The 13591-nt window shown below is 34.2% G+C and carries 9 protein-coding genes; 4 read left to right on the forward strand and 5 right to left on the reverse strand.

Annotated features, from left to right (window positions below; all coding sequences use genetic code 11):
* Positions 1-1827, reverse strand: coding sequence for a DNA mismatch repair endonuclease MutL (gene mutL, locus BST92_RS00165; RefSeq protein ID WP_105069638.1), 1827 nt, complete (start codon positions 1825-1827; stop codon positions 1-3).
* A gap of 9 nt (positions 1828-1836) precedes the next feature.
* Positions 1837-2118, reverse strand: a complete 282-nt coding sequence (locus tag BST92_RS00170; RefSeq protein WP_105069639.1) for a riboflavin synthase subunit beta — start codon at positions 2116-2118, stop codon at positions 1837-1839.
* Positions 2119-2355: 237 nt separating this feature from the next.
* Here BST92_RS00170 and BST92_RS00175 point away from each other — a divergent pair, with 237 nt between their 5' ends.
* Positions 2356-5958: a S8 family serine peptidase gene (locus tag BST92_RS00175; protein ID WP_211292405.1), complete on the forward strand. Its 3603-nt coding sequence runs from the start codon at positions 2356-2358 to the stop codon at positions 5956-5958.
* A 34-nt stretch (positions 5959-5992) separates the two neighbouring features.
* Here the strand turns inward: BST92_RS00175 and ribH are convergent, their stop codons facing one another.
* Together ribH and BST92_RS00185 are read right to left on the reverse strand one after the other, a co-directional pair.
* Positions 5993-6514: a 6,7-dimethyl-8-ribityllumazine synthase gene (ribH, locus tag BST92_RS00180; protein ID WP_105069640.1), complete on the reverse strand. Its 522-nt coding sequence runs from the start codon at positions 6512-6514 to the stop codon at positions 5993-5995.
* 4 nt (positions 6515-6518) lie between these two features.
* The gene (locus BST92_RS00185; protein ID WP_105069641.1) at positions 6519-7307 is read right to left on the reverse strand and encodes a tetratricopeptide repeat protein; all 789 of its coding nucleotides are present in this window, start codon (positions 7305-7307) and stop codon (positions 6519-6521) included.
* A 183-nt stretch (positions 7308-7490) separates the two neighbouring features.
* Here BST92_RS00185 and recF point away from each other — a divergent pair, with 183 nt between their 5' ends.
* Genes recF through BST92_RS00200 form a run of 3 tightly spaced genes read left to right on the forward strand, consistent with a single transcriptional unit; the run spans position 7491 to position 9263 of the window.
* Positions 7491-8570, forward strand: a complete 1080-nt coding sequence (recF, locus tag BST92_RS00190; RefSeq protein ID WP_105069642.1) for a DNA replication/repair protein RecF — start codon at positions 7491-7493, stop codon at positions 8568-8570.
* Positions 8567-8977 carry a lipocalin-like domain-containing protein gene (locus BST92_RS00195; RefSeq protein WP_105069643.1) on the forward strand — a complete coding sequence of 137 codons (411 nt, stop codon included), beginning with the start codon at positions 8567-8569 and terminating at the stop codon, positions 8975-8977. Before recF ends, BST92_RS00195 begins: the two co-directional genes overlap by 4 nt.
* Positions 8964-9263: a DciA family protein gene (locus BST92_RS00200; RefSeq protein WP_170061682.1), complete on the forward strand. Its 300-nt coding sequence runs from the start codon at positions 8964-8966 to the stop codon at positions 9261-9263. The genes BST92_RS00195 and BST92_RS00200 overlap by 14 nt, the downstream gene beginning before the upstream one ends.
* A gap of 39 nt (positions 9264-9302) precedes the next feature.
* Here the strand turns inward: BST92_RS00200 and BST92_RS00205 are convergent, their stop codons facing one another.
* Complete coding sequence (locus tag BST92_RS00205; RefSeq protein ID WP_245910818.1) at positions 9303-13235, reverse strand: translocation/assembly module TamB domain-containing protein; 3933 nt, start codon at positions 13233-13235, stop codon at positions 9303-9305.
* Between the last annotated feature and the right edge of the window lie 356 nt (positions 13236-13591).

Below are 13591 nucleotides of genomic sequence, written 5' to 3' on the forward strand. Positions count from 1 at the left end.
CTAGTTAAACTTTAAATTTAGGCTTTCGCCTGTGATATTTATGAACACCTTTTTTCCTTGAGCGGTAAGTTCTGACTCTTTACAAGCAAATAATTCATCCACAAGGTTCTCCATTGCCTCTTGACTCATCGATTCTCCACTTCTTATGGCCATACCTCTAGCCATGGTTGCTGCTAGACGATCTGATTGAGAAAAACTCTCTTTGGGTAGATCTAGTTCACTATCTCTTATAATAGTCTCTAGAACTTCTGGCACATGTTTTTCTTTTAATTGAATAGGTAAACCAACTATTTCAACAACATTATTTGCTAATGTTTTAAAGATAAAACCTGTCTGCTCTAGCTGGTCTTGTAATTGTGTTAAAATAGACACTTCGTCTACAGGTAAATTAAGCCTCAAAGGGAATAAAAGTTGTTGACTAGTGCCTCTTTGTACAGTAATATGCTTTAATAATTGCTCATACAGCACGCGCTCATGAGCTCTATTTTGATGTATTACTAGCATACCACTCTTTAATGTGCTGATAATGAATTTGCGCTGTAATTGAAAAATATTGCGAGTTACTTTCTCTTCCTCAAACATTGATGTCGTCATTGATACCTCTTCAGTCTCATCCTGCAAGGTTGAAGATTCGTCTAATCCAGCATATAAGGATTCCCATGCTTGTGGTGCTGGTTTACTATAGGATGGTGACGGCTTGCTAGAATTAGAAGTATCTGAACTTGAGAACGGATTAAAATCTGGATTCACCTCAATTTTAGGACTACTCGTATTCTTTTTAGTGTACTCATAAGGAACCTCATACTGAGGTTCTTTATCAAAATCAATTGCATTAATACTAAATTGACCTAGAGCGTGTTTTACGCTTGCTCTAACTATAGCATATAAGCTATGCTCATCATCAAATTTGACCTCGGTTTTTGTAGGGTGAATATTAATATCAACACTATCCTTAGGGACATCTAGGAATAAGAAATAGGTCGGATTGTTTTTTTCTTTAAGCAAGCCTTCAAATGCACTAGTCACTGCATGATGTAAGTAGTTATGCTTGATAAATCGATCATTAACAAAAAAGTATTGTAATCCCTTAGTTTTACGAGCAAACTCTGGTTTACCAACAAAACCAGTAATTTTCACGAGTTCTGTTTCTTCTTCTACAGGAACTAACTTTTCGTTAGTCTTTGCTCCCATTATATTTACAATACGCTGTCTATAATTACTTATGGGTAAATTAAACAGCTCTGTGTCATTACTAGAAAATTTGAGACCTACTTGTGGATGTGCCATGGCGACACGATGAAACTCATCAGTAATGTTGCGTAATTCTACATTATCAGATTTTAAAAATTTACGTCTTGCAGGTACATTATAAAATAAATTGCGCACGCTAATCATAGTACCCTTTGTAGTGACTACTGGCTCTTGATTAACTACATTACTACCTTCTATCTCTAGAATAGTCCCTAGATCATCTTCTTCCCTTTTTGTTTTTAAAGAAACATGTGCAATTGCCGCCACAGAAGCGAGTGCTTCACCACGGAAACCTTTAGTATGTAAATTAAAAAGATCATTTGCATTAGTTATTTTTGAAGTAGCATGTCTTTCAAATGCCATACGAGCATCTGTCATACTCATACCTTTACCGTCATCAATAACTTGTATAAGCGTTTTACCTGCATCTTTAATAATTAAAGAAATTTGTGTAGCACCAGCATCAATAGCATTTTCTAGTAATTCCTTTACCACACTGGCAGGTCGTTGTACAACTTCTCCAGCCGCGATCTGGTTAGCCACGTGATCGGGCAATAATCTTATAATGTCTGACATGAAGTCAATCTAAAATTTAAATATGGATAAATCAAAATCAATTAACCATAGAAAAACTAATACAAGCACCGCTATAATAATATATAAGCGTCTTTTCACACTGGCGTCTACACCTTGCTTATAATCACTCATCGCTGTATTAAATCTATTTTTTAAACCACCAGCATCTATTGTTGATCGGTGTTCATCAAATTTATGTTTAATTTCAAACGGTCGTGTTCCTTCCTCTTGCTTATAAAAGCGAGGTTCATAACTGTACTTTTTATTTTTGCGACGTGTTAGAATTCCCATAATCATGGTTTATTACAAAGTTAATAAATATGCTCTACTACTTACGTCAAACACCATACCGACTATCAACAATGTGATTATTATTTACAAAATTGTAGTTTAAGTACCTATTATGTTTAAAATTTACGCTTTCACGAAAGCGTAATAATCAACAAATCAAGCTATTCTATAATCCTGTAATCATTTTGTGATGATTAGGCATTATATTTAAGGATTCCAATAAAGACACCTATTATAATGACTCTTACCAACCCTATTAAAAATGCATTTCAATATGCTATCGCTTTTTTTATCATCTGTTTTAGCACGCTATCTTTTTCTCAAGATTCCTACCCTATAGATTTTCAAGGGGATATCATTACCATGGATTCTAATATTGATAATTTTCAATGGTCACAGTTTCCACAAAACAGTATTCTTAAAAACAATTACACAGGCTGGTTACAATTTGCTCAAACTCCTACTTACACAATCCAACAAGATTTAAAAGCAGCGGGAATTACCCTTGAATCCTACATACCGCATAAAACATATGCTTTTACAGCGTCACAAGAAGTAAACCCATTAGTTCTAAAACAAAAAGGTGTTATTACAATACTACCTTATGATAACCGAATGAAATTATCACATGACCTCAAAAATGAAACTATTGGTGAATGGGCATTGCGTGGTGATAAAGTCCTTATTCAAATTCAATACTTTAAAAACATTACGTTAGATGAGATAAGTGTTCTCTTAAAAAATGATGATCTAGAGATTTTAGAAATTTTCACTACTGGTCATGTCGCGATGTTAGCTATAGACATAGACCGTATTGATGAGATTGCCTCGCGTAATTATGTTCAATATATGGACGTAATTACACCACCATCTATTAAAGAAGATACTGATGGAAGAGGTCTACATAGATCTAATAGTCTAGACACCCAACAGGTAGGTGGACGCAATTATACTGGTGCAGGAATAGGCGTACTAGTAAGAGATGACGGAATTGTAGGACCTCATATAGATTTTGAAGGACGTATTGATAACTCTCAAGCAAGCGGTACAGGACAAACTCATGGCGATGGTGTTGCAGGCATTTTAGCAGGTGCCGGAAACCTCAACCCTGAAAATCGTGGTATGGCAGCTGGATCAGATGTGTATATATCCAACTATGCATCTTCATTTCTAGACCTTTCAACTACATCACTTATTAATAATGGTAGCGTGCAAATTACTAATTCATCTTATGGAAACGGTTGTAATGCAGGTTACACGATCACTGCAAATACTGTAGATTCCCAAATTAATAATACACCGTCGCTCTTACATGTTTTCTCTGCTGGAAATTCTAATGGATCTGATTGTGGATATGGTGCTGGCGGTCAATGGGGAAATATTACTGGTGGACATAAACAAGGTAAAAATGTTATTGCAACCGCAAATGTGAATGATGACGGCAGTCTTGCTGGCAGCAGTAGTAATGGACCTGCCACAGATGGACGTATTAAACCAGATATCACTGCTCACGGACAAGGTCATATCTCTACTGATGAAGATAATGGTTACTTATCATTTGGTGGGACATCAGGTGCAGCTCCTGGTATAGCTGGTGTAGCAGCACAATTATATGATGCATATCAAACCATAGCTAATGGTATTTTACCTGAGTCTGCCTTAATAAAAGCGATTATGCTTAATACCGCAAATGACGTAGGAAATACGGGTCCAGATTTTCAATATGGTTGGGGAATTGTTAACGGATTAAGAGCCGTAAAGACCATTGAAAATCGCAATTTCTTTAGTAGAACGGTATCACAAGGTACATCACAAAATCGTATTATTCCTGTACCACAAAATACATCTCAAGTAAGAATCATGCTATACTGGAATGATCCAGCCGCCGCTACTGGTGCTTCCACAGCTCTAGTAAACGACCTAGATTTAATTGTAAACGATCCAGCTGGTACAATTTACAATCCTTGGGTATTAAATAGTAACCCTAATGCGGTAACTCTTAATGCACCTGCTACTACTGGTGTAGATAGGCTTAATAATATGGAACAAGTAGTAATAGACAACCCTATAGCAGGAGATTATACTGTAGATATTACCGGTTTTAATATCCCTATGGGTATTCAAAAATTTTATGTGGTTTATGAAATCATAGAAGATCAACTAACCATTACATATCCTAACGGTGGTGAATCCCTAACTCCTAATAGTACTGAGTTTATACAATGGGATGCAACTAACACAAGTGGTAATCTTACACTTGAATACAGTATTGATAACGGAATAAGTTGGAATTCTATAACAACAGTAAATAATACGGCGTTGCTATATGAATGGACTGTTCCTAATGATATATCAGGTCAATGTATAGTAAGGATTTCAGATAGTAATGGTAATACAGATAGTAGTGATAATCCGTTTTCTATAGCACAACGGGTGACCGGTCTATCCATTACCCAAGTATGTCCCACATATATAAATGTATCATGGAATGCACTTCCAGGAGCCACATCTTATGATATATATACATTAGGTCAACAATTTATGGAAGTTAATGGTAGTAGTTCTACCTTAAGTTATAGTATACCCATTACAAATATAAGCGATGCTCAATGGATTGCTATAAGCGCTAATGGTGGTAATGGATGGACTAGTTTGCGCACCAACGCAATTGAGTATGATGGTGGTGGATTGATCAATTGTTCATTAAGTAACGATTTAACTGTTTCAAGCATTTTAAACACGGCGGCAGATTTTCAAACCATATGTAATCCTGGACCAATCATTATATCTGCCAATATTGAAAATTTAGGTTCACAAGATCAATCTAATTTTTTAATATCTTATCAAATAAATAATGATGCGATAGTACAAGAAACATATAATGGAACCCTTAACGCTGGAGCTTCTATTTTGTACAACTTTAATTCACCAGCAACAGTAACTAATAATGGTGCAGGTACATTGCGTGTATGGGTTAGTTTAAATAACGATGAACAGTTAGTTAATGATGAAAAAGTATTTGATTATTTTGCCACAGCTACAAGTGAATCATTAGATATTGCAGAACCTTTTGATGTCAATGGTGTGTTACCTACCGGATGGATACTTGATAATCCAGATAACACTATAACATGGACTGAAGAATTAAATATTATAGGCAGTAATGGTAACCCAACTACAGCAGCATTTGTAGATGGTGCTAACTATAATTCTCGTGGGCAATCAGATTCTTTTACAACAAACTATTACGATTTAAATTTTAATGGTACGGCAACGTTGACTTTTGACCTTGCAAAAGCACAATGGTCGACAACATATAATGACGGTTTAAGAGTAGAACTCTCAACAGATTGTGGCTCAACTTTTAATCAAATATACTTTAAAGATGGTTTAACATTAGCCACAGTACCTTATATCAATAGCACATGGACACCTACAACTGCCGCAGATTGGAGACAGGAAAGCATAGACTTGAGCGCTTATATAGGAAATGACATCGTATTAAGGTTTGTAAACCTTAATGACTATAGTAACAGTACATTCATAGATAATATAGCCTTAAATAGCACGCTATCTAATGAAGAAAACACGTTAGCAAATTTAGTTCAAATGTATCCTAACCCTACAAGTACAATTGTATCTATTCAAATCGATTCATCTATTAATGACACTATAGATATTCAAATTATGAATAGCCTAGGACAGATCATCGATGAGATTAATCAAGCCGTTGACGCTAATACTACTATAATAGATGTAAATAATTACCAATCTGGATTATACTTTGTGAACATAGCCGCTGGTAACCTACAAACAACAAAAAAGCTGATTATAAAATAATCAGCTTTTTAAAAGTTATATGGAGTGAGAAAAATTAATGGTCGTTTTTAATAGCGGCCATTTTTATTGCAGCGATTGCTGCCTCAGATCCTTTATTACCATGTTGACCACCACTGCGAGCAGCTGATTGAGCATGAGTATCATCTGTTAGAACACAAAAGATGACGGGAATACGTGTCTTGTTTAAATTGAGATCTTTAATTCCTTGAGTAACACCTTGGCACACAAAGTCAAAATGAGCTGTTTCTCCTCGTATCACATTACCTATAGCAATTATCGCGTCCAAAGGCTTCTTGGTCCTTCTGTTAACCACAGGATAGGATCTATGTTGCATAGTTTTACAACCATAGATAAGCTCAAAAGAACCAGGAACATTCATTCTATGTATGTTGAACTGATCAACACCACAATCTATTAAAGTCTCTACAGCGCCTTTATACAGGTTTTCTGTAATATCATCATTCCATTCAGAAACAACAATCCCGATACGCATTGCTGCAGCATCGGGTAATTGATCTTTATCGTAATGTGATAAGTTTTTTCCTTGAGTTGCCATGGAATTAGTTTCCTGATGCTTGCGCTTGACCTAGAAGTACCTTTGCAGTACTAGCCTCATCAGCGTCAGCATACATAGATTCAATTTTTTCTAAAGCCTCAATAGCAGTAGATTTATCACCAGTAGCAAGAGCAGCATTAGCCGCTTTTAATAAATACTTAGGCGATGTAAAATCATTAGGGTTTGTCTCGGCAGCTTGCATGTAATAAGAAACTGCATCTGCAGTTTGATTAACCTGTACTAGCGCATCACCTATTCCTGCAAGAGATATAGACTCTAAAACAGAGTCACCACCTTTATATGCAGTTAAATGGTCAATAGCTTTTTGATAGTTAGTTCCACCTAAATTTAAATAAGCCATTCCTGCCTGATAGTTAGCAAGGTTTGCCGCTTCTGTGCCAGAATACTCTTCTATAATTCTTGTCAGACCAAATTTACCATTACCACCTTCTAATGCTAGTGTGTATAATGAATCTTGCACATCACCTGTTGCATTGATAGCATCATTGTAATAGATATTTGCTTGGGTCATCTCTGCAACAGCCTCTTCAGACTTAGGACCTAAGATGAATTGAGTGTAAGCCCACCATAGTATAAACACTATTGCAAGACCACCTATAATGTATAGAATAGTATTTTGATTTCTCGTCACCCATTCTTCAGTTTTGTTTGCTCCTTCATCTAAGGTGCTGAACACTTCTGCAGTAGTGGATTCAGAATCTAGAATCTCTTCAACTTCTTCTTTCTCTTTCTTAGTTTTAGGTTTGTATCCTCGTTTATTATAGGTTGCCATAGTTTCTTTATTGAACGCGCAAAAATATAATATTTATCCATAATTAAAAATGTGTTTAAAGCTTTATTCTTCTTAGTTTCAAACCATACCTTTGCTAGAGGTTAAAAAGTGAGCTATATAACACGCTTTCGCGAAAGCGAATCAACAACAACCTACTGCTATTCAAAACATTAACAATAATATATGCATCTCGATTTTTTGAGCTTAGTAAATTATAAAAGTTTCGCATCTGCTGAATTTGAGCTAGATGAGAAGATTAATTGTTTTGTAGGCAACAATGGTGTAGGAAAAACCAACGTTCTAGACGCCATTTATCATCTAGCTTTTGCAAAAAGTTATTTTAATCCTATCACGGTTCAAAATATCAAACATGACGAGGATTTTTTTGTCATCAATGGTAATTTTAACAAACGTGGTCATCAAGAAAAAATAGTGGTAAGTGCAAAAAAAGGTCATAAACGTGTCGTAAAACGCAATGGTAAAGCTTATGAAAAACTGAGTGAACATATAGGCCTTATACCGCTGGTAATTATATCACCTGCAGATCGTGATTTAATTATTGAAGGTAGTGATACTAGACGTCGTTTTATGGATAGCGTTATATCTTTAGATAATCAAGATTACCTCAATCAACTAGTTACCTATAATAAGTTGATTCAACAGCGTAATGCCTTATTAAAATACTTTCAGGCAAACCGTACTTTTGATAGATCAGGGCTAGAGGTTTATGATGAACAGCTCGTTGTACTAGCCACTTTTATTCATAAAACTAGAGTTGATTTTTTAAAGTCATTCACTCCTATTTTTAAAAAATATTACACCTACATTTCACAAAGTGAAGAAGATGTGAATATTTACTATAAGTCTGATCTCAATGATGCTGTTGCTACAGATGTTTTTGAAAATGCACTTCAAAAAGATATGCAGTTGCAGTATAGTAGCGCTGGAACACATAAAGACGATTTATACTTTTTACTTAATGGACATGCCGTTAAGAAGTATGGTAGTCAAGGACAACAAAAAAGTTTTCTAACGGCTTTAAAGCTAGCCCAGTTTGAGTTTATTAAATCACAAAGTGGTACGGTACCTATTCTATTACTAGATGATATATTTGATAAACTAGATGAAAATCGCGTTTCTCAAATTATCAACATGGTGAATGATGAACAATTCGGTCAGTTATTTATAAGTGATACGCATCCCGAACGTACAGAACAAGTAGTTAAAGAGATCCATCAATCCTATAAGATTTTTAAGTTATGAGAAATTTAATTTTATTATTTATCCTTATAAGCTGTACCGCTTGCAGTACTAATAGCAAAAAAATGGTAAATGCCATGGAAGGTTATTGGAATATAGAAACCGTCACCTTGCCGGATGGTAGCGAGAGAGAGTTTCCTTTTTCAAATCATATGGATCATTTTGAAATTGAAGGAAATAATGGTGTTAAAAATAGAGTAAGCCCTACTTATGATGGTGGCTTTATTAATTACGGAAGTCCTGCTGCTTTTACATGGGAAGTTGTTGACCAAGATGTTGTATTAACTTTTAAAGATGGAGATAGTAGATACCAACAAACTTTAAAAAAATGCGATGGATCAACACTTATCTTATTGCACGATAACGGGACAGAATATATTTATAAAGCACACGAGAATGCGCAAGAATAAAAAAGATGACTTTTTAAACATGAGTGAAGCTTTGAACGATTTTAAAGCTCAAAATAAACTGCAAAAAGGTTTTGCTCGTGTTGATGTAGAAACGGCATGGAAAGAAGTGATGGGTAATGGCATTATGACATATACCACGCAAATTAAATATAGCGGCACCACTCTATTTATAAGTTTATCTTCATCTGTATTAAGAGAAGAGTTATTGTATGGGCGCACTAAAATTATGGAAAATCTCAACAATCATCTAGGCAGTAATATGATAGAGAAACTTGTTTTAAGGTAGGATGATTTTAATTACTGTTGTGTTTAATGGTCTAACCATTTACCCTTTGAAGTCTACAGGTCCATTGTTCAAGGTAGTAGAGTTTGATGGTTTAGTCTGTGGTTTTTCAATTTCCATTTTTTTATTAAATATTTTTTGATACAACTCTTTTAAAGTATCAAAATCAACAGACCATGAAAGACCTATTCCTTGAGCATATCCACTTATATCACCTATTTGCTGCAGGTTATCTTCACGATTGAATATTTTAAGTCTTAATGATCCATCTTTATTAAGTAAAAATTCAATTTCTACATTACCTATGACAGCACGCTCTGTGGCACTAGTACTACCTACTGGAACTCCTAGTTTACCATTTATCAAAACACGATCTGTGATTTGAGTAGTCACAGTTACACCGAAACGATCTGATCGCTGTAAATCACTATTAGGATTACGCTCTGAAGCTTCATAATTAACGCCAAATTGAATATCACCATCTCTATTTCCGACTAGGTCATTAACAATACCAGATAAACTTTCTACTAAGTTACCTGTTACAGCATTTTGACCTATACTGTTAGGATTATAAAATGTTCCTCCAGTAATAAGAGACATTGCTTGTAAATAACGTTGTGCTTTATCTTCTAATCGATATTGAAGCTCTGAACTAACTACAGAGTTTGCGTTAGGAAATTTAATTTCAAACTCTGGATCAAAATATGATAAATTCCCTTCTAATTTAGTGATTACCTCAACTGGTATTTGTGAATTAATATTAGGGTTATCTAATAATATTGCTGGGTTTGCTTGTGTTTTGTAGGTAGCACTTACATCTATATTAGCTTCTGTTGGACTACCGTTCCAGTCAACAGTACCACCAGGTTGAATAGTAAATTCTTTATTAACGATACCTGCATACTTAAAATTATAAATACCATCATACACGATAAAGTCGCCATACATATTGAATTTACCTAAAGTGTTTATTTCTAGTAATAAATTACCTGCTCCACTACCTCTTAAATAACTTCCATTTTCTTGATCTACTGTAATTTCGACTTCAGCTTCAGGAGTTACTTTGAGGTTGAACCTCAATTCCAGACCGGAAATATCTTTAATTTTAATATCCTCTCCAGATACGCGAGCTTCTTTTTCTTCAGGACTTAAAAAGTATATCACAGAATTGTCGCCTATACTTTCAGCATCATTTAGGGGAACTTTAAAAATAGTATTCTTACCTGTTGTAGCATTTACATCAATAAATAACTTATCTGTAGGACCAGTGATACTAGCCGTACCATCTATGAAGGCTGTTCCATAGTATAGAGACTCTGGAGTAAGACCAGTGTCTAAAACCAATAAACGATCAGAACTAAGGTTTAAACCTAATTCCCAAAATCCAAAATTCTTATGTTTAATTACACCTGACAAGGTTCCCTTAGTACCATACTTAGTATCTGTAAGCTCTATGGTATTAAAGTCAAATAGATCAGTACTAACTGTTATTTCACTGTTTTGCGCTAGATCAAAATCTGTATTGAGGTATGGTATATTGAGTCCACCATCTTTTATAACTAGACCACCACTAAGATTAGGTTCTATTAATAAACCGGTTAAGCCTATTTCTCCTGTTGCAAAACCTCGCATATTATCAAGCACTTCACCACCTAAAGGACTTAAAGCAACTAAATTGAAATCATTAAAATTTACATCTACATTGATTTTGGATTGCACACCAGAGGTGTTTACGGTTCCATTTGCCCATAATGTACGTTTTATATCATCTTTTAATTGAGCATTTACTTTGTACTTAGTTAAATCCTCGTTACCAGCGATAACAAGTTCAAAATCTCCTAAAGGTGTATCGTTTACTTCAAAATCTGACACGGTAAAATCACTAGTGGGCGCATATTTACCATTCTTTTGATTAAGTTCTAAAGAGCCATTAATAAGACCTTTCATCTTCAAACTATCTATAGGTGATGTTAAGCTAGAAATGCGTACGTCTTTAAAATCTAAATGCAATTCCTTATTATCCTTTCCATTTAGGTCTCCTGCTAGAGTAATAAACTCTTTAGCATGTTTAAAAACTAAGGTGTCTAGACTAAACTTTTTAAAGTCATGATCAAATGTGAGTTGCACCTCTTTATCCTCATTATTTAAAAACCATTTCTTTCCTTGAAATTTGATATCACTTTTTCTTATTCCTACCACTGATTGACTACTGTCATTTACGGTATGATAGAAACTAAGGTTATACTTATCTGATTCTCTTTTCTCACTAGCAAACTCTGTTCTAAAAAATAAGGTGTCTTTATTAGTTACATTAATTAACTTAAAATCATTAACATCATAGATACCATTTTTTACATTATCTATTTTGATATATGTATTGAATAAAGGGTTTTGATTATTGATTTGTACATTAACTTTATCTAGTTTAATATCATCAAAAAGCTTTATTTCAGGCGTTCTAAAAGTCATTTTGAACTGTGCTTCATTTGATGCAACTTGACCTTTTAATGTTGTGTTTTCGCCTAGAGCGATATCTGGAAAAACAAGGTCGACTATCTTATCATAAATCTGAAATTCATAATCAAGATACTGATCCTTTGTTACAGTTTCTGATCTATAGTTAGTATAAACATTGCCTATTGCATTTTTAAATAACTCAGGTATTTCCTCTAGTTTAAATTTACCAGACAGTTCTCCTTCAATAATGTCTGGACTATTGATTGTAATTTTGCGTACATCATCATTAAAAGATGATACCACTTTAAAATCTTCAAAAACATATTCTTTATTATCATTTTTATAACTAGCATCTTTAAACTCAACAAAACCAAAGGCATCATTTATTGTAGTTCCTTGCATGGCCATAACAATATCACCCTTTAAAATAGCTGTTGAATCTCTTTTAAAAATATTAATGGCATTTAAATCTGCATATTCAATACTAGCCTTAAAGTCATATTTATTAATTTCTTGCGACAGATCTGCTAGACCATCAAAAGTCATTTTTACATTAGGATCATTGATAGATAATCTTCCATCAAAAAGTGGCTTTTTAAGGGTACCGTTTACTTTTATATTGCGATAGACATATCCATTGTACTCAAGATTAATAACACCACCATTTATATTAGTATTTAACTGGTCAGGATTAAACCCTTTACCGTCCACATTTAAATTGAGTGTTGTTTTGCCTAACGAGGTTACTCCTAGAATAGAACCTATATCGAGATCTGTAACCTTAATGTTTCCTTTATATCCTGGCTGTGCGCTTTGTATATTAGTAAGGACTAAATCTGTATCAAAGGCTCCTTTACGTGATGTTCCTCTTAATCTAGAGACCACCGTATTTGCGTTTACTGAGGCATATCCTTGAGCACTTACAGTACCTAATGCATCAATTTCTATGGGTAATGAGCCTCCTAAAATATTAGGTAAAAAAGCTTTTAGATCTTTATTACTGACCATTAATTGATTAAATGATCCTTCAATAAAGAAATCATCTAAGTTATCAACCACATTTACAAAATGCATATCACCATCAATAGATATGTCCTTGAGTGTTGTGGCATTCATTTCTTCAACTTTAAAATCGTTTAGGATGCCAGTCATATGACCACTTAATTCTACAGTTTCATTTTTAACAATCTCATTATAAAATAATCGCAACTCATTAGTAGCTATGATAGACTCATCTATTTGAAAATCCCAGTTCACTTTATTAGTGAAATCAGAAAAATTATTATCCTGATAATTAAGTTTTAAATCTCCGGCTAAATTTGATCCTGCTGTTTCAATATACAAATCTGCTATATGTATTTGAGAACTGGTATAGGTAAAATCAGATTTTAGATTTTTAACTATTAGATCTGTGACACCATTCTCTTCTTTCATGACACCAGTGTGCATCAAGAAATTAGAACTTTCAATATTTGCTGTGATGATACCGCCGTCGATTTTAAAATCACTAGCGGTCATATTCAGGTTTCTAGCATTAAAAGATTCTGGATACTTGATAGTTTCATCAAATACGATAACGTGTGAATTAGTAACATTAAGTTCACTAGCTTCTAATATAAATGGAGCGCTACTAGTACTTTCACTACTGCCAAATTTATCTATGAATAAACTTAAATTGTCTCTAGCGTCTTCTTTATATCTATGAATATTGAGATATAACCCATCTAGATTTACTTCACCTAGATCCGGCTGACCGTTGAATAAATCACCGAAACTAAGAATAGAAGTTCCTAATTTTTTTACAAATATGACAGTATCTTTTCTGTGATCTAGCGCGAGAGCATTTTCTAAGGATACATTACCTGAATAACTGA

This window comes from Nonlabens arenilitoris, assembly GCF_002954765.1.
In the GTDB taxonomy this organism is placed as follows: domain Bacteria; phylum Bacteroidota; class Bacteroidia; order Flavobacteriales; family Flavobacteriaceae; genus Nonlabens; species Nonlabens arenilitoris.